Genomic DNA, 23,336 nt, shown 5'->3' on the forward strand with positions numbered 1-23,336 from the left:
GCTTAAGAAAGTATCGCTTTCTTACTGCGCAAGAGTAAAACTATGCTCCACTCACCCTCATAACGCTAAATATAAAAAAGCCCACTCAAAACGAGTGGGCTTTTGCATTCAAACCAACTGATTTGAGAAATTAGTTTTTCTCTTTATCAACAATTTTGTTTGCTTGAATCCAAGGCATCATTGAACGAAGTTTGTTACCCGTTACTTCAATACCATGAGCAGCATTTTGACGACGACGCGCAGTCATAGATGGATAGTTCAATGCACCTTCTTGAATGAACATTTTCGCATATTCACCAGATTGGATACGTTTAAGTGCATTGCGCATTGCTTCACGAGACTGTTCGTTGATCACTTCAGTACCCGTTACATATTCACCATATTCAGCATTATTCGATACTGAATAGTTCATGTCTGCAATACCGCCTTCAAACATCAAGTCAACAATAAGTTTTAACTCATGTAAACATTCGAAATACGCCATTTCTGGTGCATAACCCGCTTCAACCAAAGTTTCAAAGCCCATTTTAACCAATTCAACTGCACCACCACAAAGAACTGCTTGCTCACCGAAAAGGTCAGTTTCAGTTTCTTCACGGAATGAAGTTTCGATGATACCTGTACGACCACCACCTACGCCAGAAGCGTAAGAAAGAGCCACATTACGTGCATTACCAGACGCATCTTGATGGATTGCGATTAAATCAGGAACACCTGAACCACGTTGGAATTCTGAACGTACTGTATGACCAGGCGCTTTCGGTGCAACCATGATTACGTCTAAGTCAGCACGTGGAACAACTTGGTTATAGAGAACAGAGAAACCGTGTGCAAATGCTAAAGTCGCACCTTGTTTGATGTTTGGTTCAATCACATCACGATAAAGTTGAGCTTGGAACTCATCAGGTGTCAAGATCATCACAAGATCAGCTTGAGCAACAGCTTCCGGAACTTCAGCAACTTTAAGACCAGCATTTTCAGCTTTTTTCCAAGAAGCAGAACCTGAACGTAAACCTACAGTAACGTCCACGCCAGAGTCTTTAAGGTTAAGCGCATGTGCATGACCTTGAGAACCATAACCCACGATTGCTACTTTTTTGCCTTGGATGATAGATAAGTCTGTGTCTTTATCATAAAAAATTTGCATTGCTGTCTCCGCTAAAATGCTTTTGTTTCCTTCAACTTAATAAGATGCTTATGTTGTTATGCACTCAGTTATTAAGCCCTCTCCTTTATTCGAAGAGGATTATAGGTGAATAAATTAAATAGTTAAAACTTTTTCGCCACGTGCGATACCCGACACACCTGAACGAACAACTTCGAGAATGGTGTTTTCAGCAAGCGCATCAATAAAACCATCAATTTTTTCAGTTGTTCCCGCGATTTGAATCGTATAGGTGGTTGGCGTTACGTCGACGATTTGCGCACGGAAAATATCGGCTGTACGTTTAATTTCCGCACGTGCTGAACCTAATGCTTTAACTTTGATCAACATAAGCTCACGCTCAATGTGTGCCCCTTCTGACAAATCCACCACTTTCACCACTTCAACAAGTTTGTTGAGTTGTTTGGTGATTTGCTCAATCTTATGATCATCACCATAAGTTGTCAGCGTTAAACGTGACATAGTTGGGTCTTCAGTTGGCGCTACGTTTAAAGTCTCAATGTTATATCCACGCTGAGAAAATAAACCAACTAAACGAGAAAGCGCACCTGCTTCATTTTCCATGAGTACAGAAATAATATGTCTCATTGTGTACGCTCCCCTTTAGACAACCACATATCTTGCATCGACTGACCTGCGATCAACATTGGATAAACATGCTCAGAACGATCAACCATGACATTGATAAATACACACTTATCATTAATCGCTATTGCTTCAGCAAGCTTAGCTTCTAGCTCGTCTGCATGGTCAATTTGGATTCCTACATGACCATATGCTTCCATTAATTTCGGGAAGTCAGGCAATGATTCAACATAAGAGCTTGAGTGACGACCTTCATAATTCATGTCTTGCCATTGTTTTACCATACCTAAAGCACGGTTATTCAAGCATAGAATTTTTACATTTAAGCCATACTGCTTACAGGTCGAAAGCTCTTGGATACACATCTGAATTGATGCTTCACCTGTAATGCACACTACTTGCTGATCTGGGAATGCAAGTTTTGCGGCCATTGCATATGGCAAGCCCACACCCATCGTCCCCAAACCACCTGAGTTCAACCATTGACGAGGACGTTTGTACTTGTAGTACATTGCACCAAACATTTGATGTTGACCTACATCAGAGGTAATGATGGCATCACCATTGGTTACTTTATCTAAAGCTTCAACCACTTGTTGCGGCTTCATTGAACCATCAGTCGCTTTTTCATAACGCAAACCATGAACTTTACGCCATTCATTGATTTGATCCCACCAAGCTGCGATTGCTTCAGGATTTGGCTTAGAAACATTCATTTGCTTCAATTGAACCAACATTTCTTGCAACACAGGCTCAACTGCACCCACGATCGGGATGTGCGCCATAATTGTTTTAGAAATCGTTGCTGGATCAATATCAATATGAATGACTTTGGCATTTGGACAGAATTTAGCAGGATTATTGGTCACACGGTCATCAAAACGTGCACCAATTGCCAAAATCACATCTGCATTATGCATGGTCATGTTAGCTTCATACGTACCATGCATACCGAGCATACCGATGAACTGAGGATCATTGCCAGGAAATGCACCTAAGCCCATCAAAGTATTGGTTACTGGGTAGCCCAACAAGTGTGCAAGCTCAGTCAATTGCTCAGAAGCATTACCTTGAACGACACCACCACCTGTATAAATCACAGGACGTTTTGCATTAATCAGCTCATCAATTGCTTTACGAATCTGACCTGAATGACCACGATGTGGTGGTTGATACGAACGCATTTTTACTTTTTCAGGATACTCGTATGCAAACTTTTCTGCAGGATTGGTTGCGTCTTTTGGAATATCGACTACAACAGGACCTGGACGACCACTTGATGCGATATAAAATGCTTTTTTAATAATTGCAGGAATTTCGCTTGCATGACGCACTTGGAAACTGTGCTTCACGATGGGACGAGAGATACCCACCATGTCCGTTTCTTGGAACGCATCCTCACCGATCAAATGGCTTGCAACCTGACCAGACAGAATCACCATTGGGATGGAGTCCATATAAGCAGTCGCAATCGGTGTAACGGTATTGGTCGCACCTGGACCCGATGTGACAAGAACAACACCGGTCTTACCTGTCGCACGTGAGTAAGCATCAGCCATATGTCCTGCTGCTTGTTCATGACGCACGAGGTAATGATTGATTTTCTCTTGTTGAAATAGCGCATCATAAATATGAAGTACTGCGCCGCCTGGATACCCAAAAACATGTTCAACGCCTTCGTCCGCCAATGCACGAACGAGCATTTCACCACCAGATAAAAGTTCCAACGTATTCACCCTAATCTTTTTTCCACAACTTATGGGAGACACAAGTCATGTTTCATTCATTGATTTGTGCGCTCTGTTATAACACACATATTTACTCGTTTTTGCAGCAATATAAAAAATTTATAGTCACACCACTGTTTAAATGGCGTTCATAACAAAAATATGTTGGGATAAACATATTAAATGTAGGGGGGCATTTTCTCGGCTTAAAGAAAACGATATTGCTTACAATGGATTTATTCGAAGGGTGATCGAATAAAAACAATAAAACTGAACCAGCATTTTTGTTGTTTTAGCAAGCAAAGTCAAGGTTTCTATTCGCTTTTTTGCTGTTTATTTCTCATCCGCATTTTTTTTAAACTATTCCTTTTTTTTTATCCATTTATAACAAAAAATTCAGAGCGTTATAACTTAATAAATTTTCAACAAAATTCTACACAGTTTTATAAAATTGTTTAAAATAAAATCAAGTAAAATCACTATAACGCTTCTTTATTTTAAGTATCTACACCACTGCTGCATACTTATCATAAAGTTCAAAGCTCAGCTTAAAAAGGTTCAGATATGCAAAATCTAAAACAACTAAAAACTCATCTTATTTCGTTTGGCGTTTTACTGTTGGCTGGCAGTATGAGTCCGCAAAGTTTTGCCAAAGAGTTTTATAAATGGGTGGACAGTAATGGTTCTACCCATTATTCAGCAAATCCGCCACCTAAAAATGCTCGACATAAAACTAAGGTTGAAACTTATGGACATAATGTTTCGGGGTCTACATCATCTGCAACACCTGTAGACACACCACCTACAACTCCCCCTCAAAATACAACACCTTCCCAAGTTGAAGCACCAAAAGCAGATCAACAAAGTGAAGCTAATGCCGCTTTACAAAAAGGTCAGCTTGAACGTGCTCCTCAGTAGAAAAATAATGTCAGAAATAAAAAACCTTTCAAAAATGAAAGGTTTTTCTTTTCATTACTTAGCATTTAGGTAACTTAACCTTCATAATTATCATTTTGAGATTTTAACAAGCAAAGACTTAGACAACCCTATACAGCACTTAATCATATTAAACATCAATTATTTACATAAAATTCTCAGCGAATAACTGACATTTTACTGGGTTTTAAGCTATTCTGTTGGGCACACTTTTATCCTTATTCCTATTCAATACGTTTATTTACTATGACTCATCCTCACATTGACCCTGAATATCAAGCGAGTGCGATAGAACCTACTGTTCAACAGGACTGGGAAACTCGCAAAGCCTTTAAAGTTGCCGACACTGTAGAAGGTCCACATCGTTATATCCTCTCGATGTTCCCTTATCCAAGTGGCAAGCTGCATATGGGTCATGTGCGTAATTATACCATTGGGGATGTAATCAGTCGTTTTCATCGCCTTAAAGGTGAAACTGTCCTACAACCGATGGGTTGGGATGCTTTTGGTCTACCTGCTGAAAATGCTGCGATTGCTCACCAAGTTGCACCTGCAAAATGGACATTTGAAAACATCGCTTATATGCGTGATCAATTAAAAAAATTAGGTCTTTCAGTCGATTGGGATCGTGAATTTGCAACATGTACACCAGAGTACTATCACTGGGAACAATGGTTATTTGTTCAGCTTTATAAAAAAGGTCTAATTTACCGTAAACTTTCAACAGTAAACTGGGATCCAGTTGACCAAACAGTACTTGCCAATGAACAAGTTGAAAATGGTCGTGGTTGGCGTTCGGGTGCATTGGTTGAAAAACGCGATATTCCAATGTATTACTTCCGCATCACGGATTATGCACAAGAATTATTAGACGATTTAGACACATTAAAAGATGGTTGGCCACAACAAGTCCTCACCATGCAACGTAACTGGATTGGTCGTTCACAAGGGATGGAGATCACCTTCCCTTCCGCACAACCTGATGTCTATGCTGATGGTTTAACAGTTTATACTACACGTGCTGATACCTTGATGGGTGTGACGTATGTTGCGGTTGCAGCAGAACATCCGATGGCGTTAAAAGCAGCTGCCATTCAATCAGAAGCAGGCAATGCAGAATTAAAAGCATTCATTGAAGAATGCCGTATGGGTTCAGTTGCCGAAGCTGATCTTGCCACTTCTGAAAAGAAAGGAATGGCGACAGGTCTTTCAGTGAAACATCCAATTACAGGTGAAGAAGTGCCTGTTTGGATCGCGAATTATGTATTGATGTCATACGGTTCTGGTGCAGTGATGGCTGTGCCTGCGCATGATGAACGTGATTTTGAATTTGCCAATAAATACAATTTACCAATCCAACAAGTGATCGATGCCCAAGGTGCGGATGATGCAGATTACTCTGCAACTAAATGGCAAGAATGGTACGGCTCTAAAGAAGGTAAATTGGTTAATTCAGGCGAGTTTGACGGTTTAGATTTCCAAGCAGCTTATGATGCAATTCTTGCAAAATTAGAACCACAAACTTTGGCAAATGCGAAAGTTCAATTCCGTTTACGTGACTGGGGGGTTTCTCGTCAGCGTTATTGGGGTTGTCCAATTCCAATGATCAATTGTGATAAGTGTGGTCAAGTGCCAGTACCTGAAGAGCAGCTGCCTGTTGTTCTACCAACTGATGTTGTACCCGATGGTTCAGGTAACCCGCTGAATAAAATGCCTGAATTCTATGAAACTACCTGTCCATGCTGTGGTGGCGATGCACGTCGTGAAACCGATACTTTAGATACTTTTGTAGAATCTTCTTGGTACTATGCACGTTATGCTTCTCCTGATTTCACAGGCGGTTTAGTTAAGCCTGAAGCTGCACAATCATGGTTACCCGTGAATCAATACATCGGTGGTGTTGAACATGCGATCCTGCATTTACTTTATGCACGTTTCTTCCACAAATTGATGCGTGATGAAGGTGTGGTACAAGACAACGAACCATTTACCAACTTGTTAACACAAGGGATGGTACTTGCAGATACTTACTATCGTGAATCTGAATCTGGTAAGAAAACATGGTTCAACCCTGCTGACATCGACCTAGAGCGTGATGAAAAAGGTCGTATTGTCTCTGCGAAATATCAAGGAGATGGTCAAGAAGTCATTGTCGGCGGTCAAGAAAAAATGTCGAAATCGAAAAATAACGGTATCGACCCACAAGCAATCATTGACCAATATGGCGCAGATACAGCACGTGTGTTTATGATGTTTGCTGCCCCACCTGATCAATCTTTAGAATGGTCAGATGCAGGCATTGAAGGTGCAAACCGTTTCTTAAAACGTGTATGGCGTTTAACTGCTAGTTTCCTTGAAAAAGGTAATGCTGCATCTGCTATTGATACTGCAAAACTTTCAACCGATGCCCAAGACTTACGTCGTAAAACACATGAAACGATCCAGAAAGTGGGTGATGACATCGAGCGTCGTCATGCATTTAATACAGCGATTGCTGCATTGATGGAATTGCTAAATGCGAACAATAAGTTTGAAGCCAAAGATAATCACGATATTGCGGTCGCTCGTGAATCTATCATTACCCTTTTAACTTTACTTGCGCCATTTGCACCGCATTTAAGTCAAAAATTATTGGCTGAGTTTGATATTGATTTAACTCAAGTGCTATTCCCTGCAGTGGATGAATCTGCGTTAACTCGCAACACCCAAACCATCGTGGTTCAGGTGAATGGTAAGCTTCGTGGTAAATTGGAAGTGTCTGTCGATGCTTCGAAAGATGACATTCTTGCACAAGCAAAAGCATTGCCTGAAGTACAACCTTTCTTAACGGGTCCAACCAAGAAAGAAATCGTTGTGCCGAATAAGCTTGTGAATTTGGTGGTTTAAAATATACCTCACCCTAGTCCTCTCCTTTAAGGAGAGGGAAACTCCTTCTCCCTCTGGGATGAGGAGTATATTCCGCAAGGGGATGAAGGTCTCCTTCTGGAGTGAGGAACTAAAAGCCTACAAAGCCCGTTGTCATTCAACGGGCTTTAACTTTACAATCCATACTAAGATTTCAAAATTAATTTCCAGCTTGGAAAAATCAGAGGACACCACATGCATTTGGTTCAACGTGTTGCAGCAGTTGTATTAACTTTGGGTCTGAGTGCAGGCTTAGTGGGTTGTGACTTCCATCTAAAAGGCACTAATCCCCAAGCAACGCCTTTGGTTTATACAAAATTAAGTTTACAAATGCCTAAAAACACACAAGAGCTAGAAAGTAAACTCAGTGTCTACTTGGCTGCTTCAGGTGTTCAATTGAGTAATGCCAATGATGCTTATGTTTTACGCATTTTAGATTACAAACCGATTCGCCATGAGTTGAATGGTCAGTTGATCGAAGTTTTATTACGCTTAAGTGTGACTTTCCAGATCGAAGATCAACAAGGTAATCCGATTACCGAAGCTCGTACTCTAACAGCTTCACGCAGTTATCAATATGATGTTGCTACAGTCAATACCGATGACCAGCAAGAAAAGTATTTAAGACAAGTTATTGTGGATGATATTGCACAACAAATCAGTCGCCAAATCTCAGCCAACCGTTTGCCAAAAGCAAAGTATTTACCAACTACTTCAGCACAATAATTTAATAGATTTATGAAACTTGACTATCTCCAAGCCTTAAAACGTGTAGATAAAGCTCGTGGAGCTTGGATTATGTACGGTCAAGAGCCGTTATTGGAGCAAAACTTACTCGATGCTTTTCGCAAAAGTTGGAGTCGTCAGGAAGTTGAACGGCAACGCTATGATTTAACCAGTGTAAGTGATTGGAAACAGGTGTTTAATGCACTTGATAGTTTATCCTTATTTTCACAACATCTTGCAGTAGAAGTACATGGCAATACCAAACCAGATGCCAATACGCTTAAATTACTGAAACAATATATTCAACACAATGAGCATAATTTACTGCTGATCGTGATGCCTAAACAAGATGCCAACAGTTTGAAGTCTAGCTTTTTTCAAACTGTGGAAGCCAATGGTGTTGTGGTGCAACTCAGTGCTAATTATCCCAAAGATCGGCAACGTATTTTAGTCATTGAAGCGGATCAATTGGGCATTCAACTGGATCAAGATGCTTGGTTATGGCTTGAACAGCATCATGAGCATAATTTACTGGCTGCCAAAAATAGTTTGATGCGTGTTGCAGATACTTTTCCAGATCAACAACAAATCAAGATTGAACATTTGTTTGAGTGTTTACAAGATCAATCACGTTATAACAGTTTTGATTTAAGCGATGCAGTACTCGCAGGTAATTTTGCTCAATCTGTAAAAATCTTAAATTATTTGCTTGAAGCGGGCGAAGCACCCAGCCTAATTTTATGGACAATCAGCAAGGAAATGCGCCTCCTCATGCAGTTATATGAGCAACCGCAAAATGCCTTACAACTCGGTATTTGGAAAACCAAAATTGCCAATTACCAACAAGCTTTACGTCGCTTAAACCCACAAACTTTTTTGTTATGGCCTGAATTATTGCTCAGAATTGATGCATCAATTAAAGGGCTATCTCAGGAAAATCCCGAACATTTAATTCAGCAAGCGATTGCACTGCTTTGTGGTAAAAGCTTATTTGATTTTGCCCCGTAAAGCAGAGTTAACGAGGCTGTGCTTCGATCAAATAACCACCTTCATGCTTTTTAAATTGATAAATAAAACGAAATGTTTCTGCGCTGTTGGTGGTTAATGTTGCATTACACGCCAAAATTGAGCCTTTCTGTTTTGCTGAAGATTCAGAGGTTTGAATAGTAATTGCTTTTAAATGATAGGTTTGTGCATAAGCACTTTCATCAAAAGTTTGCTTCATTGAGGTTTTGATTCGATCATTCTCGCAATCCTGCAACTGACTTTCTGACAGCACCCCGACATTCAAACTATTTAATAGATGCCCAGCATAAGCAATCAAATCCTTACCATAGAAAAATAAAAGCACCCCAACAATCAAACAACCAATCACAAACTCCGTCAATGTATTTGAGTCATCTTGTGTTGGTTGCACCATCAATGGATTAGGTGCTCCACAATGAATACATTGCGCTGCACGATCACTATAATCTTTCTTACAGTCTTCACATGGTCTTAATGCCATACTAATTTCCCAAACTTATCGACATTCTTTTGCAATGTTCTTTTTTAGTGAACCAAACTGATCCACAATGTCTGCAATTTTGCATGTATTCCCTACACACGACATTTTATAGGTGAGTGAAGCAGCATCATAATAAGGTACTTTTGCCAAGCTCACTTTCACTTGGTTATTTCCCAAAGAAGTATAGGTCACTTTACGATGATAAGGTGGATCATTAGACTGCCACATCACATCATAGCCGATACAATATTCAGCAGCATTCCAGACCTCTATCGCACGGTTTAAATTTTGATCAGCATATAAGGCTATAAGCTCATTGCCCTTTTCCAAGTTTTTACCCATATCATAGATTTTTTTGACTGTGTGCAGTGCCAATTGATCACTGGCATTTGCCATCACGCTCTGTACCAATAAGCCTGCAATAACCCATTTTTTTAGCTTCATCTTTATTTCCCCAAAGAAAATAGAACGTGTTGAAATCTATCCTGTTTCAACACGTCTTAAAATCAATCCCAATTATTTACATTGTTGTTGTTCAAGTTGCTGCTGTGTCATCTGCTGCTCAAACTGTCCACCTAACATCAAACCACGATGTTCAGGTTTATAAATATTTGGCGATGAAATGCCGACCTTAAATTTACCTGTCGCATCAGGCAAGAATATTTCGCCATAGTTTCCTTCAGCTTTCACAGCCTGTTGAGTTAAGTTATTCAACATAATTTTTACAAATGCTGTTGCCCCAAAACCTGTTGTTCCATAAGGCTGATAGATAAATAATTTTGATTGATCTTGTTGCAAATACTGCTGATCCAATGAGAAGTTCACATCCAAATTACTCGGATGCGTATAGCACTTATTGTTTTGATCATAATGATATACATTAAATTTCCCATGTTCAGTGATTTGTGTATAAGCCATTTGATTTTCATCATCCGTCTTAAATATCCCTGCAACACGACGCGCATCTACTAAAGCAGGATGTATCATTTTCTTTAAACGACTCTGATCAGTGCTACACACTTTTTGTTGGAGTGCTTCAACCGTCAAATTCGATTTCGCAAATGGAAATAACACCCAGTTTTTTGCGCCATAATTGATATCAGCAGGCATATTGCTCATATAACGCGCCAAAACACCATCATCATGTAAATAATCTAAGTTTTGATCAAACTTATATTCCACACCATTTACATTGATAAAATATGTTTTTGATTCTGCCTGTTTTTTATAAATTTGCTTACCTTGCAAAGTCCAGTTCGGTGTCCCAACCTCAGGTAAACCATAACAATTTTGGGGATTTTTCAAATTCTGGGTATAAAAACTGCTATTTTTATCATTTAAAATAGTCATGACACCGTCTTGATCAATCCATAAATATTGTTGAATTTTTTCCAACTTGGTAATTTGATAAGACAGTTGATATACACCGCTCAGTTCTGATACATCAATATCACTATAAATTGATTTTTCAATTGGCGCAGTCAGTTTTTTGAGCTGACTTAGATTCCCTGCCAAATCTTCTACCTGAACTTCAATGCTTTCACCTTGAATACGTGCAGGAATTTCTAACTGAAATTGTCCTAAATTATTAGAAATTAATGGTGCACCATTCACCTGTTGTTGATCAGCCTTGATTTTGATCAACATTCCTTTTTCAGTTTGACCTGAAATTAAGCTTTGATCAGATGTCCCAACACGCTGTGTATCTACATTTATGAGATTAACTTTTTCTAAAATTGGCGCTGTACGATCCACTGTAACTTGAATCATATTGCTGCTCATGCTTTGTCCAGCAGCATCTTTTAATGTCACTTTAAACTGATACGTTCCATCTGCTAACTGTTGCTGTTTCTCAGTAGTGCTTGTCCATGTTTTACCTAAGTCTTTAGAAACTTGATAAATCACTTGACTATATGCAAAGTCGGCTTTCACTGACAAATCAAAACTCTGATCTTGTGTAACAAAATCCGTTTTATCCTGCCCAGTATCTTCAAAGTCTGTAAGGCTTAATACAACTTTTGTAGGCATGGTTTGTTGAACCGTATCTGAAGCACCTCCACCACCACAGGCACTCAGTGCGGCAAGCAATATAGATACCCCAGTCGTTTTAATTAAATTCTTCCCCATATTCCCCTCTATTTTTACATTGATTTTTTATCGCTCAAATGCTAAATATTTATTTTTTAATGTCAATTAAAAATTTTAAAATCATGCGTTTAAATTAATTTTTTATTTACCAAGTATTCAAAATACAATATGTGTTATAAGCGCCAATTTTGCTCAGAAGACCGCATAAAATATGCATATTCAACCACAGTAATACCTTAAATTTAGATTGTGGTCACAACATTAATAAAATCCGTACAAATGAAATTAATTCTTATTTATCTTTATAAATTCACGTTTTATCCTTATTTTCTTATTATAATTTGATCACTTTCCCAATTTAACTTGACCTTTGCTTATTATGCCAAAAATAAAACCTGCCAAAGCCATATTTCTCGTACTTTGCCTTGCAGCCGTTGCTGCGCTTGCTTGGTATTTTTTAAAACCAAAATCAGTCCAACCCCAATTTATTACCACAGAAGTTACACGAGGTGATATCGAAGATTCTGTGCTTGCAACAGGGGATCTTGAAGCAACCAAAATGGTCAGTGTTGGTGCCCAGGTTTCAGGTCAGGTAAGAAAAATGTATGTGCAACTGGGTGATCAGGTTAAACAAGGTCAACTTATTGCTCAAATCGACTCTGTGCGTCAGGAAAATGATTTAAAAACCGCAGAAGCCAATATTAAAAATCAGCAAGCACAACTGGCAATCAAACAAGCAAATTTAGCTAAAGTTGAAGCAGAGTATCAACGTCAAAAAAATATGTATGCACAAGATGCAACCTCTAAAGCAGAATATGAAAGCGCACTTGCTGCATTTAAAACAGCGCAAGCAGATATTACTGCCATGAATGCGCAAATTGAGCAATCTCGTTTAACACTGGCAACAGCAAAAGAAGACTTAGGTTATACCCGTATTGTTGCCCCAATGAACGGTACAGTCGTGGCAATCGTGACAGAAGAAGGTCAAACGGTAAATGCCAATCAAAGTGCGCCAACCATTGTGAAATTAGCGCAACTTGACACCATGACCATCAAATCACAAATTTCAGAAGCCGATGTAATGAAAGTTGAAGAAGGTCAAAAAGTGTATTTCACCACACTCGGCGACAGTGAAAAAAAACGTTATGCCACTTTACGCCAAGTAGAGCCTGCACCTGAGTCAATCAATACAGAAACCTCAAATAACTCGTCATCCTCTTCAAGTACGGCTGTTTATTATAATGCTTTGTTTGATGTGCCGAATGAAGATGGTAAATTACGCATTGATATGACTGCACAGGTGTATATCATTCTCGCTGAGGCAAAAAATGTCTTAACTGTACCCGCATCAGCATTACAAACCTCTAATCGTCCACCACGTGCCAATCGCAACAATGCAGACAAAAAACCAGATGCAGCCGAAAGGAATGCCAAAGACCAAGCCAATGCAGATCGTCCACAACGTTTAGAGCTAACTGCGGATGAAAAAGCATTGATTGAGCAAGGCAAAGCATCGCTTGCTAGCGTACGTGTGGTACAAGCCGATGGTAGTGCCAAACGTCAACAAGTTTTAGTCGGCTTAAACAACCGTGTGAGCGCAGAAATTAAGCGGGGTCTAAAACAAGGCGATCAAGTGGTCATTGCAGATGGTTCAGATACCAGTAACGATGCTGCAAAAAGAAGTAATCGCGGTGGAATGAGATTTTAAGCATGAATCAGCAGCAGCAACCTCTACTTGAGGTGAATAATCTGATCCGTGAATTTCCCGCTGGTGATTCCACCGTTCAGATTTTAAAAGGCATCGACTTAAAGATTTATGCAGGTGAATTGGTTGCCATTGTTGGGCAGTCAGGTTCTGGTAAATCAACTTTGATGAACATTTTGGGATGTTTAGATAAACCCACTTCAGGCAGCTATAAAGTGAAAGGGCGAGAAACCCGTACACTTGAGCCTGATGCATTGGCACAGTTACGGCGTGAATATTTTGGTTTTATTTTCCAACGTTATCATTTGTTGGGCGATATTAATGCCGCAGGCAATGTCGAAGTTCCAGCCATTTATGCTGGCATGAACCCTACAGCTCGCCAAGAACGTTCTAAAGAATTATTAACAGAGCTGGGACTGGGTGAGAAAGTTCAAAACCGTCCCAATCAACTGTCAGGTGGACAACAACAACGTGTGTCGATTGCCCGTGCATTGATGAATGGCGGTGATGTAATCCTTGCTGACGAACCGACAGGTGCATTAGATAAAAACAGCGGTATTGAGGTCATGCGTATTTTACGTGAACTGAATGCCAAAGGTCATACCATTATCCTTGTTACACATGATATGAATGTGGCAAAAAATGCGACTCGTATCATCGAAATCAGTGATGGTAATATCATCTCAGATACGCCGAATACGCCTGAAGCTGAAACTATCTCACCTGCCGAAGGGACACTGGATGGCATTGAAAAGCAGAAAAAATCTTCTGCTTGGCGCTCTACGTTAGATCGTTTCAGTGAAGCATTTCGTATGGCTTTATTGGCAATGAATGCACATCGTATGCGCACATTTCTAACGATGCTAGGGATCATCATCGGGATTGCGTCTGTGGTGTCTGTGGTTGCGCTCGGAAATGGTTCACAAAAACAAATTTTGGAAAATATTAGCAGTTTAGGCACCAATACCATTACGGTATTTCAAGGGCGAGGCTTTGGTGATAACTCCAAAACTGCCCAAGTCAAAACCTTAATTCCTGCAGATGCGGAAGCCTTAGCAGAACAACCCTATGTTGAAGCAGTCAGCCCAACGGTAAATAGCAATCTCACTGTTCGCTTTAAAGACACCGAAGCATCCGCAACCATCAATGGTGTCAGTAGTGACTTTTTTGATGTCAAGGGAATGACTTTTGCATCTGGGCAAGCTTTTGATAAACATAGCGTAACGCAGCGGGCTCAAGATGTGGTCATCGATTCCAACACTCAAAACACTTTCTTTGCTGATGGCAGCAATCCTGTTGGGCAAGTAATTTTATTGGGGACTGTACCGAGCCGTATTATTGGTGTCATTGATGCTCAAAAAGGCATGATGGGTTCAGACAGTTTAAATGTGTATTTACCTTATTCCACTGTTATGAGTCGTATGTTAGGACAGTCTAACGTGCGTAGTATTGTGGTGCGTATTAAGGATGAGTACCCCACTGCTGCAGCTGAAAATGCCATTTTAAGCTTGCTTGAACAACGTCATGGCGCACAAGATGTATTTACCCAAAACTCAGACAGTATCCGTGAAACCATTGAACAAACCACACAGACGATGACTTTATTGGTGTCTGCAATTGCAGTCATTTCTTTGGTGGTCGGTGGGATTGGGGTAATGAATATCATGCTGGTTTCTGTGACAGAACGTACTCAGGAAATCGGGGTACGCATGGCGGTAGGTGCGCGTCAAAGTGACATTTTGCAGCAATTTCTCATTGAAGCAATTTTAGTGTGTATTTTAGGGGGAATTTTAGGTGTGTTGTTATCACTAGGTATCGGACAAGTGATCAGTCATTTTGCAAAAGGTACATTCCAGATGGCGTATTCAACCACCTCTATTATTGCCGCTTTTGTTTGCTCAACTTTAATCGGGATCGTGTTTGGATTTATTCCTGCTCGAAATGCAGCTCAGCTTGACCCTGTCGATGCTCTCTCCCGTGAATAATTTAAGAGAATAAGGAAAATATCATGCAAATGAATTTAAGCAAACTGGCAACTGCCCTGATTCTCGGAAGTTCTTTAGTGGGCTGTGCGGCTGTGGTGAAAACTCCCTATCAAGCGCCTGCGGTTGATATTCCAAGTCAGTTTGCCTATAGCAAAGTGAATCAACAGCAGATCCAAGCTGATCTGCATGCTGACCAATGGTGGACATTGTTTGGAGATACTCAGCTGAATGCTTTGGTTGCACAAGTGATTGAGAAAAATGCTGACTTAGCCGTTGCAGGAATTAATTTACAAACAGCTCGCTTAAGAGCAGGATTAGCCCGTGATCAACAAGGTCCACGTGTCAACTCTGGGGTATCAACAGGTCATTCATTTGATTTAAATTCAGGCGATGACAGTGCAAAAGGTTTATCTCTGAGCGCAGGTGTGAGTTATGAAGTTGATCTTTTTGGAAAATTATCCCGTCAAACTGAAGCTGCAAAATGGGAATCTTTAGCCACCGAGCAAGATTTACAAGCCACTGGTCAAACGCTGATTGGTACAACGGCAAATTTATACTGGCAACTGGGCTATCTCAATGAACGCTATAGCGTAGCACAGCAAAGTTTAGCCACCACGCAAAAGCTATATGAATTGGTTCGTACCCAATATCGTGCAGGTGCTGTGTCTGGACTAGATTTAACCCAAGCTGAACAGTCAGTACAAAGCCAAAAAGCCAGTCTAAGTCAGATCGAACAACAATTGGTTGAAACACGAACTGCACTGGCTGTGTTGTTACAAATCCCCGTTCAACAGTTAAATATCCAAGAACCCAAAAAACTACCACGGATAAACTTACCGAATATCGCAGCAGGCTTACCTGCCCATCTTTTGTCACGTCGTCCTGATTTGCGTGCAGCGGAATTACGCTTACGTGAAGCCTTAGCATCCAAAGATGCAACTAAAGCCAGTTATTATCCTTCGATCAGCTTGACGGGGAATTTAGGTTCAAGCAGTACCTCGCTCACTAATTTGCTTAAAAATCCTGCACTGACTTTAGGTGCAAGTTTGAGTCTGCCGTTTTTACAATATAACGACATGAAAAAAGATTTAAAAATCAGCGAATTGGATTATGAAAAAGCCATTATTCAATATCGTCAAACCTTGTATCAAGCATTTGCAGATACTGAAAATGCACTGTCTAATCGTATTGAGATCGACAAACAAGTTGCTTTGCAACAACGCAACTTAGAACTTGCTGAAAAGACGGAACGCTTAACTGAGGTTCGTTATCGCAACGGTGCTGTCGCATTGAAAAATTTATTAGATGTGCAAGAAACTACACGCAATGCACGTTTAGCCTTGGTGCAAACCAAGCAAAATCAATACAATGCTTATGTGACTTTGATGCAGGCTTTAGGTGGTAGTCCGATTCAGCAATTACCGAATAGTTCGATCAACTAATCTTTCATCTTGTTTAACTCTTTCAAACAAAAGAGGCACTAAATTCAGTGCCTCTTTTACATCAATGCCAGATTAAATTATTCTGCATCCATCATTGAAGTGCTCATGCCTACGGTATTAAAGCCTGCATCCACATACAGAATCTCGCCTGTGATGCCATTCGCCCAAGGAGAACACAGGAATAACGCAGCATTACCTACATCTTCAATCGTGACATTACGTTTGAGTGGTGCAATTTTTTCATTAGCATCCAACATTTTACGGAAAGATTTAATCCCTGATGCAGCCAAAGTACGAATTGGACCTGCTGAAATCGCATTCACACGAATCCCCTCAGCACCCAAGCTTGATGCCAAATAACGCACCCCTGCTTCCAAAGATGCCTTTGCCATACCCATCACGTTATAGTTTGGCATAACTGACTCTGAACCTTGATAGGTCAATGTCAACAAACATCCTTGGCGTGCAAGCAAGAGTGGTTTTGCAGCACGTGCCATCGCGATAAAGCTATAAGCACTAATGTCATGCGCTACTTTAAAACCTTCACGATCCGTTACATCAGTGAAATCGCCATCTAATGTATGCGCTGGAGCAAAACCAATCGAATGCACCACTCCATCCAAACCATCCCAATGCTTTGCCAGTTCAGCAAATGCATTATCAATGTCTGCATCTACAGCCACATCACAAGGAAAAACCAAGCGAGAGCCGAACTGCTCAGCAAACTCATCTACACGTTTTTTCAGCTTTTCGTTTGGATAAGTAAATGCAAGTTCTGCACCTTCGCGATGTAAAGCTTGCGCAATACCAAAAGCGATGGATAATTTACTTGCAATACCTGCGATAAGGAAGCGTTTACCTGCCAAAAGTCCTTGTGCCATGAAATTCTCACTTGAATAATTTTGTATGCATAATGCCAAGAGTTTAATCAGAACAAAATTGCATAATCCACCTTTTTTCAGATCTTTACTTAAATCATAAAAAAATCGCCCTTAAAAGGGCGATTTTTGAATTTATATTTTACTTTAAAGCTTAGTCATCGCCTTGTAACATACTAAACAAACGCATGAATGAATAATACATCCATACCAATGTTGCCAATAACGCAATACCACACAACCACTCAAACGCTTTAGGCGCACGTTGTGCTGCAGCATTTTCAATTAAATCAAAATCTAAGATCAAGTTCAGTGACGCAATCACAGCAACAAATGCAGCAAAGCCAATACCTAACCAAGAACTTTCAAAAAGCCCCGGGATGCTTGAGCCAAATGCAAAATTCATGATGATCTGCACCACAAAAACCAAGGCAATCGCAATCGTTGCTGACATGACGATCGACTTAAATTTCTCAGTCGCACGAATAATTTGGAAACGGTACAGACCAAACATTACAAAAGTAGTGACAAACGTTGCCAACAATGCTTGTAAAGGCACACCAGGAAATTTCAACTGAAAAATAACCGATACACCACCTAAAAATGCACCCTCAAATAATGCATACGGAATCGCAAGAACACGTGCCGTATTGGGTTTAAATGTTGCAACCAAAGCAATGATCAAACCACCGATTGCTCCCACCATTGCAGCAGCATATGCCATGCCAAAATTTGCTGTGGCAAAACTATATAAGAAAACGCCTAAACCAAGCACAGCCGCAATTACAGTCATAATTACTGACTTTTGAATTGCACCCTGTACTGTCATCGGCTGACTGTAGTCCGCATGTGTTTCCACACGGGTTAAAATAGGGTTATTACTTTGCATATTTCAACTCATTGTAATATTTAAAATATAAAGGGATTGTAAAACGAAAAATTTTCAAATTGATGTATAGCTTACTTCTTTTTGTAACAAAACTGAAAGTTATTGCCTATTGCAGTATAACTTAATTTTCAAAAATGCAAAATGGATATAAAAAATAAGGATTTGACCGAGGTTTTACTTTGAATAAAACTAACACTTGCTCAATCAGATTTAGACAGTTTAATAAATCCCCTCTCTAAAAACTTAACAATATCATTACCTTGTTTTTAAATTATCAGTTATTTAGCGCTCAAAAGTTAAAATAACTTATAAACAAGTATAGAACTGCAATCCTATCCAAGGATGCTGAGCTGTTTTAGTGTAATGATGAAAGCATGTTATTGGATTGACGTAAAGGCATAGCTTTAGCAAGAGAAACACAACCGATGTCATCCTCTGGCACCGAGGTTCATCTTCATGTAGAGCACCATAGTTTGTTCGATGATGAATAAGGAAAAGTAATTTCTCTTATAGCAAAATGCATGTATGAAACGAGTAAATACACTCTAAAGCATCCGTATCTATCTTATCAATCGAAGAACTTACATGTACTAAGAAAACTCTTGAAAAATTTTAAGGGAATTCTATAACCAATAACCTATATCAGTCTTAAAAACACAAAACGCCCAATGAGCCTCATTGGACGTTTTGTTAAAATAGTATCAACCTATTTTAAGACTAGCACATCAAGGATGCTTATGCAGCCAATGCGCCTTTTGCTTTTTCAGCTAAAGCAGCAAATGCAACTGCGTCATGCATCGCGATGTCAGCAAGTACACGACGGTCGATGATCACTTGCGCTTTTTTCAAGCCAGAAATCATACGGCTGTACGATAAACCATTTAAACGCGCACCAGCATTGATACGTGCAATCCACAAAGCGCGGAATTGACGTTTCTTTTGACGGCGGTCACGGTAAGCGTATTGACCTGCTTTGATTACTGCTTGGAACGCTACACGATAAACACGTGAACGCGCGCCATAGTAACCTTTAGCACGAGCAAGAATTTTTTTATGACGACGATGCGCCTGTACACCACGTTTTACACGAGCCATTTATAATCTCCTTAGATGTATGGGCACATACGACGAACTGAAGCAACATCACTTACGTGAACCATTACACAGCCGCGCAATTGACGGATACGTTTAGCAGATTTTTTGGTTAAAATGTGACGTTTGAACGCTTGGTGACGCTTAAAACCGTTTGCAGTTGGCTTGAAGCGTTTAGCTGCACCACGGCGAGTTTTCATCTTAGGCATAACAACCTCTTTTGAACACCTGTTCGGCATGTTTTGCACCATTGCAAAAACAACCTGCAGGTAAGGGAGGCAATATTCTAATTCATCTGTGTATAAAACGAAAGCAATAACTTTTAAATTTTACTGAAGGTATTTTTTTAAATGTGTTTTTATAATTTAGGTCGCAACTGTACACTCTAAAAAACAGACTTCCTATTCAGCTCGATTAAATCCAACTCAATGCCCATGATTGTGAAAAGCCTTAACGTATTAAAATAACCCTATATACAGCAGGTAGATAAAGATATATCTCCCTGTTTTTGCTAAAGTCACGATCAATAAAAATCGCCAAAATTTTTCCTTAAGCAACCCCGCAATCAAGGTAATGGGATCACCAATAATCGGCATCCAACTTAAAAATAACGACCAAAATCCATATTTTTGATAAGTTTTTTCAGCTTTTAACATGTTTACTTCAGAAACAGGAAACCATTGCCGATTTTTAAACTGTTCAATACGCAAACCTAAATACCAGTTAATGCATGAACCTAAAACATTCCCTAAAGATGCAATTAGAATCAGCCTAAAAACTGAATATTTTTCTTGTGTAAGCAATCCAACGAGTACTGCCTCAGACTGTAACGGCAGTAAAGTTGCGGCGCCAAAAGCAGATATAAATAATAAAAAGTATGCCATATCAAATCATTAGATTTGTTTCAATGTCTTTTGATATAGCCATGAAGCAGCAAAGGGAAACAAAAAAGCAAGCCAATATGACCATTCAGAATGTAAAAACTTTTGAAATAAAGTCAGTTGTATTTGTCCTTCCGACACTGCATACCAATCAATATCAATTACATGAAATAGATAAGTGAATACCATAAGATAAATGGAAAGGCTAAGCACTAAAATTACTGTAGATTTCACACTTTGTTTCAGCCATTTTTGAAATAGTGCAAAAGTAAGTGAAAATATCAAGCCTGCTACACCAATCACAAAAAAGACCAATATACCAACACGATCAATCGATAACGCATTTTGTAAATAAGCACAAATCGTTGCTGTAATCAGCGTACATAAAAAACTATAGATAAAATGCTGCACAAATATATTTTTCATGTGAGTTAGTCAGCTAGCCTAACCAAAAATTTTGTTTTATAGATTAAGTGATTTTTTAGTTTTTATATATTGTAGATTTGCCAAAATAAGCGCAGCAATGACCACCACAATACGTGCCCAATGATAACGCTGCACAATCGGATCAATTATCCCTTTAACAACACGAGGATCATTTGACTGAATCGTGGGATAAAGATTCTGCACATGAATGATTTCTGCAAAATATAAAGTTAAGCAGCCTGCAATTGCAACAATGACACTCCAATAAATTTTTGGATTGGTTTCTAAAATTTTCGTGAAATTTAAAAAGAAATGTTTCATTTCTAATCCCTATACGCCATTCCAAAAACTAAAATAAAAAAACCACTTAAAAGTGGCTTTCATATTATCATAAAATACATATTAAACTTTGATAGATAACGCTCGCTGTACGGCAGGTCGAGCTGTCATTCGCTCAACATACTCCTTTACATAAGGATAATCTTCAAGCTGAATTTGTTGCCACTCGTGGCGCAAAATCCAAGGTAAGATTGCCATATCTGCGATTGAGTATTCTCCCGCAACAAATTTTTGACCCATTAACTGCTTATTTAACACTGAATATAATCTTTTTGTTTCAGTTACATAACGTTCTATTGCATAAGGGACTTGTTCTTTAGCAAATTGACTAAAATGATGATTTTGTCCAAGCATTGGACCGAAACCACCCATTTGCCACATCAACCATTGCTCAACTTCAACACGATCTTGTTCATTACACGGATAGTACAAGCCTGTTTTACGACCTAAATACTGTAAAATTGCACCAGACTCAAAGATAGAGATAGCTTCGCCATTCGGTCCATCTTGGTCAATAATGGCAGGAATTTTATTATTTGGCGAAATGCGTAAAAAGTCTGGCTGAAATTGATCATTTTCTGAAATATTGATCGGGAGAATTTGATAATCCAAACCCATTTCTTCAAGCGCTATCGTAATTTTATGACCATTGGGTGTCCCCCAATAATAAAGATCGATCATGTTATATCCTTCCGCTTTCTCGCGTATTTTCTAAATTTTATGCCATGAATATTTTACTTTTATAACATAGTTTAAGAAAATCATCGTACAAGTTTATACAATCCCCGATTAAAAAACTTAAATATAAAGACTATCTTTTATCAAAAATTTCACATTTTGCAAAACTGATGCTTCGCCTAAGTTCCACCCCCTATATCACATCTAAAAGTAACGCATTCTTTTCTTTAATCCTAAAAATATTTCACATATATTAAAACTAAAACATGTCTAAAACTTAAAAGTAACTTCTTATTCACTAGCCAATTCAACAAATTTTAAAGGTCAGATATGAACTACATTAGACAAAAAAACTTAGATATATTCGTTTTACTATTTGGTGGCTTGTTCTTTATTGTGCTCATCCTATTATTCATGTTCGGATGGCCACACTACAAAGTTTGGAAACAAGGAATGGATGGGCAAGCCGCTTTAGCTGAAGCAGAACAATCAAAAATGATTCAGGTACAAGTTGCAAAAGCCGAGCTGGAGAGTGCAAAACTGCGCTCTGAAGCCATTAAATTAGTCGGTCAAGCTGCTAAAGACTATCCTGAATATCGTAAACAAGAATTTATTGGTGCATTTGGTGAGGCTTTACGTGATGGTAAAATTCAACAAATTATTTATGTACCCACTGAGGCGAATATTCCAATTGTAGAAGCTGGAAATAAGCCGATCACTCATCAATAAATATTCATTTTTCATGGGTAGAATTCAATTTGGACTTATTATTTTCATAGAAATAAAAAAGCACCGCTGAGAGCAGTGCTTTTCCAAGATCAATAGACAATTACTTTTTCTTTTTAGGACCAAGTAACATACCCATTTGACGACCTTCCATTTTTGGTGCTTGTTCAACAACACCGCTTTCAGCTACATCTGCCTCAATTTTTTGTAATTGGGCAAGACCTAACTGTTGGTGTGCCATTTCACGACCACGGAAACGTAGAGTAATTTTGACTTTGTTACCTTCTTCAAGGAACTTCAAAATAGCACGCAACTTAACGTTGTAATCACCAACATCTGTACCCGGGCGTAACTTAATTTCTTTAACTTGCACTTGATGCTGTTTCTTTTTCGCATCTTTTTGCTTTTGCTTTAAGTCAAATAAATGTTTGTTAAAGTCCATGATTTTACAAACAGGCGGTTCTGCATTTGCCACAATCTCAACAAGGTCAAGATCTACGTCTTCAGCAGCACGTAACGCTTCTGCAAGCGTCACGATACCTTTTTGTTCTCCATCTGCAGCAACGAGACGGACTTCTTTTGCCTTAATCTCATCATTTAATGCAGGACGATTGCTTTTAGCACCTTGTTGTTGGTTACGGTCAGGCTGTTTAATCT

23 protein-coding genes are annotated in these 23,336 nt (G+C 39.2%); 8 read left to right on the forward strand and 15 right to left on the reverse strand.

What is annotated here, in order from left to right; genetic code table 11:
• Positions 1 to 130: 130 nt before the first annotated feature.
• From ilvC to DJ533_RS15590, 3 genes are all read right to left on the reverse strand, one after another.
• Positions 131 to 1,147 carry a ketol-acid reductoisomerase gene (gene ilvC / locus DJ533_RS15580; RefSeq protein ID WP_065994412.1) on the reverse strand — a complete coding sequence of 339 codons (1,017 nt, stop codon included), beginning with the start codon at positions 1,145 to 1,147 and terminating at the stop codon, positions 131 to 133.
• A 114-nt stretch (positions 1,148 to 1,261) separates the two neighbouring features.
• The gene (ilvN, locus tag DJ533_RS15585) at positions 1,262 to 1,753 is read right to left on the reverse strand and encodes an acetolactate synthase small subunit (protein WP_065994411.1); all 492 of its coding nucleotides are present in this window, start codon (positions 1,751 to 1,753) and stop codon (positions 1,262 to 1,264) included.
• Positions 1,750 to 3,477 (reverse strand): acetolactate synthase 3 large subunit, encoded by a 1,728-nt coding sequence (locus DJ533_RS15590; RefSeq protein ID WP_065994410.1) that lies wholly within the window; start codon positions 3,475 to 3,477, stop codon positions 1,750 to 1,752. Before DJ533_RS15590 ends, ilvN begins: the two co-directional genes overlap by 4 nt.
• Before the next feature lie 564 nt (positions 3,478 to 4,041).
• Between DJ533_RS15590 and DJ533_RS15595 the strand changes: the two genes are divergently transcribed.
• The 4 genes from DJ533_RS15595 to holA all read left to right on the forward strand — a co-directional run bounded on the left by DJ533_RS15595 (position 4,042) and on the right by holA (position 9,051).
• Positions 4,042 to 4,395 carry a DUF4124 domain-containing protein gene (locus tag DJ533_RS15595; protein WP_065994409.1) on the forward strand — a complete coding sequence of 118 codons (354 nt, stop codon included), beginning with the start codon at positions 4,042 to 4,044 and terminating at the stop codon, positions 4,393 to 4,395.
• A 264-nt stretch (positions 4,396 to 4,659) separates the two neighbouring features.
• A complete protein-coding gene (gene leuS / locus DJ533_RS15600; protein WP_065994408.1) occupies positions 4,660 to 7,299 on the forward strand; it encodes a leucine--tRNA ligase in 2,640 nt (879 codons plus the stop codon).
• A gap of 213 nt (positions 7,300 to 7,512) precedes the next feature.
• Positions 7,513 to 8,043, forward strand: coding sequence for an LPS-assembly lipoprotein LptE (locus DJ533_RS15605; protein WP_065994407.1), 531 nt, complete (start codon positions 7,513 to 7,515; stop codon positions 8,041 to 8,043).
• A gap of 12 nt (positions 8,044 to 8,055) precedes the next feature.
• Positions 8,056 to 9,051, forward strand: coding sequence for a DNA polymerase III subunit delta (gene holA, locus DJ533_RS15610; protein ID WP_065994406.1), 996 nt, complete (start codon positions 8,056 to 8,058; stop codon positions 9,049 to 9,051).
• Positions 9,052 to 9,058: 7 nt separating this feature from the next.
• Here the strand turns inward: holA and DJ533_RS15615 are convergent, their stop codons facing one another.
• From DJ533_RS15615 to DJ533_RS15625, 3 genes are all read right to left on the reverse strand, one after another.
• Complete coding sequence (locus tag DJ533_RS15615) at positions 9,059 to 9,550, reverse strand: hypothetical protein (RefSeq protein ID WP_089024792.1); 492 nt, start codon at positions 9,548 to 9,550, stop codon at positions 9,059 to 9,061.
• A gap of 15 nt (positions 9,551 to 9,565) precedes the next feature.
• A complete protein-coding gene (locus DJ533_RS15620) occupies positions 9,566 to 9,994 on the reverse strand; it encodes a hypothetical protein (protein WP_065994405.1) in 429 nt (142 codons plus the stop codon).
• 72 nt (positions 9,995 to 10,066) lie between these two features.
• Positions 10,067 to 11,677 carry an Ig-like domain-containing protein gene (locus DJ533_RS15625; RefSeq protein ID WP_065994404.1) on the reverse strand — a complete coding sequence of 537 codons (1,611 nt, stop codon included), beginning with the start codon at positions 11,675 to 11,677 and terminating at the stop codon, positions 10,067 to 10,069.
• A gap of 340 nt (positions 11,678 to 12,017) precedes the next feature.
• Between DJ533_RS15625 and DJ533_RS15630 the strand changes: the two genes are divergently transcribed.
• Genes DJ533_RS15630 through DJ533_RS15640 form a run of 3 tightly spaced genes read left to right on the forward strand, consistent with a single transcriptional unit; the run spans position 12,018 to position 16,770 of the window.
• Positions 12,018 to 13,346 carry a MacA family efflux pump subunit gene (locus DJ533_RS15630; protein ID WP_065994403.1) on the forward strand — a complete coding sequence of 443 codons (1,329 nt, stop codon included), beginning with the start codon at positions 12,018 to 12,020 and terminating at the stop codon, positions 13,344 to 13,346.
• 2 nt (positions 13,347 to 13,348) lie between these two features.
• On the forward strand, positions 13,349 to 15,328 hold the full coding sequence (locus DJ533_RS15635) for a MacB family efflux pump subunit (RefSeq protein ID WP_065994402.1): 1,980 nt from the start codon (positions 13,349 to 13,351) through the stop codon (positions 15,326 to 15,328).
• Between the two features lie 23 nt (positions 15,329 to 15,351).
• Positions 15,352 to 16,770, forward strand: coding sequence for an efflux transporter outer membrane subunit (locus DJ533_RS15640; RefSeq protein ID WP_065994401.1), 1,419 nt, complete (start codon positions 15,352 to 15,354; stop codon positions 16,768 to 16,770).
• 77 nt (positions 16,771 to 16,847) lie between these two features.
• On the opposite strand, the gene DJ533_RS15645 is transcribed toward DJ533_RS15640, so the two are convergent.
• From DJ533_RS15645 to DJ533_RS15680, 8 genes are all read right to left on the reverse strand, one after another.
• Positions 16,848 to 17,651: an enoyl-ACP reductase FabI gene (locus DJ533_RS15645; protein WP_065994400.1), complete on the reverse strand. Its 804-nt coding sequence runs from the start codon at positions 17,649 to 17,651 to the stop codon at positions 16,848 to 16,850.
• 151 nt (positions 17,652 to 17,802) lie between these two features.
• A complete protein-coding gene (locus DJ533_RS15650; protein WP_065994399.1) occupies positions 17,803 to 18,537 on the reverse strand; it encodes a Bax inhibitor-1/YccA family protein in 735 nt (244 codons plus the stop codon).
• A gap of 735 nt (positions 18,538 to 19,272) precedes the next feature.
• Positions 19,273 to 19,632 carry a 50S ribosomal protein L20 gene (gene rplT / locus DJ533_RS15655; RefSeq protein ID WP_065994398.1) on the reverse strand — a complete coding sequence of 120 codons (360 nt, stop codon included), beginning with the start codon at positions 19,630 to 19,632 and terminating at the stop codon, positions 19,273 to 19,275.
• A gap of 11 nt (positions 19,633 to 19,643) precedes the next feature.
• On the reverse strand, positions 19,644 to 19,838 hold the full coding sequence (gene rpmI, locus DJ533_RS15660) for a 50S ribosomal protein L35 (RefSeq protein WP_065994397.1): 195 nt from the start codon (positions 19,836 to 19,838) through the stop codon (positions 19,644 to 19,646).
• Positions 19,839 to 20,087: 249 nt separating this feature from the next.
• Positions 20,088 to 20,513 (reverse strand): YqaA family protein, encoded by a 426-nt coding sequence (locus DJ533_RS15665; protein ID WP_065994396.1) that lies wholly within the window; start codon positions 20,511 to 20,513, stop codon positions 20,088 to 20,090.
• 9 nt (positions 20,514 to 20,522) lie between these two features.
• Positions 20,523 to 20,936 (reverse strand): hypothetical protein, encoded by a 414-nt coding sequence (locus tag DJ533_RS15670; RefSeq protein ID WP_065994395.1) that lies wholly within the window; start codon positions 20,934 to 20,936, stop codon positions 20,523 to 20,525.
• 36 nt (positions 20,937 to 20,972) lie between these two features.
• The gene (locus tag DJ533_RS15675) at positions 20,973 to 21,257 is read right to left on the reverse strand and encodes a hypothetical protein (protein ID WP_065994394.1); all 285 of its coding nucleotides are present in this window, start codon (positions 21,255 to 21,257) and stop codon (positions 20,973 to 20,975) included.
• 81 nt (positions 21,258 to 21,338) lie between these two features.
• On the reverse strand, positions 21,339 to 21,956 hold the full coding sequence (locus DJ533_RS15680) for a glutathione S-transferase N-terminal domain-containing protein (protein ID WP_065994393.1): 618 nt from the start codon (positions 21,954 to 21,956) through the stop codon (positions 21,339 to 21,341).
• Positions 21,957 to 22,283: 327 nt separating this feature from the next.
• Here DJ533_RS15680 and DJ533_RS15685 point away from each other — a divergent pair, with 327 nt between their 5' ends.
• Positions 22,284 to 22,682, forward strand: a complete 399-nt coding sequence (locus DJ533_RS15685; protein ID WP_065994392.1) for a hypothetical protein — start codon at positions 22,284 to 22,286, stop codon at positions 22,680 to 22,682.
• 100 nt (positions 22,683 to 22,782) lie between these two features.
• Here DJ533_RS15685 and infC read toward each other — a convergent pair whose 3' ends face one another.
• Positions 22,783 to 23,334 carry a translation initiation factor IF-3 gene (gene infC / locus DJ533_RS15690; protein ID WP_081406112.1) on the reverse strand — a complete coding sequence of 184 codons (552 nt, stop codon included), beginning with the start codon at positions 23,332 to 23,334 and terminating at the stop codon, positions 22,783 to 22,785.
• Positions 23,335 to 23,336: the final 2 nt, after the last annotated feature.

The sequence above is a fragment of the Acinetobacter defluvii genome, from assembly GCF_001704615.3.
GTDB lineage: Bacteria > Pseudomonadota > Gammaproteobacteria > Pseudomonadales > Moraxellaceae > Acinetobacter > Acinetobacter defluvii.

What these genes read in the sequence shown, in the direction of transcription:
- ilvN (WP_065994411.1), bottom strand. Translation starts at nt 1,753, where the DNA reads ATGAGACATATTATTTCTGTACTCATGGAAAATGAAGCAGGTGCGCTT.
- DJ533_RS15670 (WP_065994395.1), bottom strand. Translation starts at nt 20,936, where the DNA reads ATGAAAAATATATTTGTGCAGCATTTTATCTATAGTTTTTTATGTACG.
- DJ533_RS15605 (WP_065994407.1), top strand. Translation starts at nt 7,513, where the DNA reads ATGCATTTGGTTCAACGTGTTGCAGCAGTTGTATTAACTTTGGGTCTG.
- rplT (WP_065994398.1), bottom strand. Translation starts at nt 19,632, where the DNA reads ATGGCTCGTGTAAAACGTGGTGTACAGGCGCATCGTCGTCATAAAAAA.
- rpmI (WP_065994397.1), bottom strand. Translation starts at nt 19,838, where the DNA reads ATGCCTAAGATGAAAACTCGCCGTGGTGCAGCTAAACGCTTCAAGCCA.
- DJ533_RS15630 (WP_065994403.1), top strand. Translation starts at nt 12,018, where the DNA reads ATGCCAAAAATAAAACCTGCCAAAGCCATATTTCTCGTACTTTGCCTT.
- DJ533_RS15595 (WP_065994409.1), top strand. Translation starts at nt 4,042, where the DNA reads ATGCAAAATCTAAAACAACTAAAAACTCATCTTATTTCGTTTGGCGTT.
- DJ533_RS15665 (WP_065994396.1), bottom strand. Translation starts at nt 20,513, where the DNA reads ATGGCATACTTTTTATTATTTATATCTGCTTTTGGCGCCGCAACTTTA.
- DJ533_RS15635 (WP_065994402.1), top strand. Translation starts at nt 13,349, where the DNA reads ATGAATCAGCAGCAGCAACCTCTACTTGAGGTGAATAATCTGATCCGT.
- DJ533_RS15685 (WP_065994392.1), top strand. Translation starts at nt 22,284, where the DNA reads ATGAACTACATTAGACAAAAAAACTTAGATATATTCGTTTTACTATTT.
- DJ533_RS15625 (WP_065994404.1), bottom strand. Translation starts at nt 11,677, where the DNA reads ATGGGGAAGAATTTAATTAAAACGACTGGGGTATCTATATTGCTTGCC.
- DJ533_RS15645 (WP_065994400.1), bottom strand. Translation starts at nt 17,651, where the DNA reads ATGGCACAAGGACTTTTGGCAGGTAAACGCTTCCTTATCGCAGGTATT.
- DJ533_RS15675 (WP_065994394.1), bottom strand. Translation starts at nt 21,257, where the DNA reads ATGAAACATTTCTTTTTAAATTTCACGAAAATTTTAGAAACCAATCCA.
- DJ533_RS15650 (WP_065994399.1), bottom strand. Translation starts at nt 18,537, where the DNA reads ATGCAAAGTAATAACCCTATTTTAACCCGTGTGGAAACACATGCGGAC.
- ilvC (WP_065994412.1), bottom strand. Translation starts at nt 1,147, where the DNA reads ATGCAAATTTTTTATGATAAAGACACAGACTTATCTATCATCCAAGGC.
- holA (WP_065994406.1), top strand. Translation starts at nt 8,056, where the DNA reads ATGAAACTTGACTATCTCCAAGCCTTAAAACGTGTAGATAAAGCTCGT.
- DJ533_RS15640 (WP_065994401.1), top strand. Translation starts at nt 15,352, where the DNA reads ATGCAAATGAATTTAAGCAAACTGGCAACTGCCCTGATTCTCGGAAGT.
- DJ533_RS15620 (WP_065994405.1), bottom strand. Translation starts at nt 9,994, where the DNA reads ATGAAGCTAAAAAAATGGGTTATTGCAGGCTTATTGGTACAGAGCGTG.
- DJ533_RS15615 (WP_089024792.1), bottom strand. Translation starts at nt 9,550, where the DNA reads ATGGCATTAAGACCATGTGAAGACTGTAAGAAAGATTATAGTGATCGT.
- leuS (WP_065994408.1), top strand. Translation starts at nt 4,660, where the DNA reads ATGACTCATCCTCACATTGACCCTGAATATCAAGCGAGTGCGATAGAA.
- DJ533_RS15680 (WP_065994393.1), bottom strand. Translation starts at nt 21,956, where the DNA reads ATGATCGATCTTTATTATTGGGGGACACCCAATGGTCATAAAATTACG.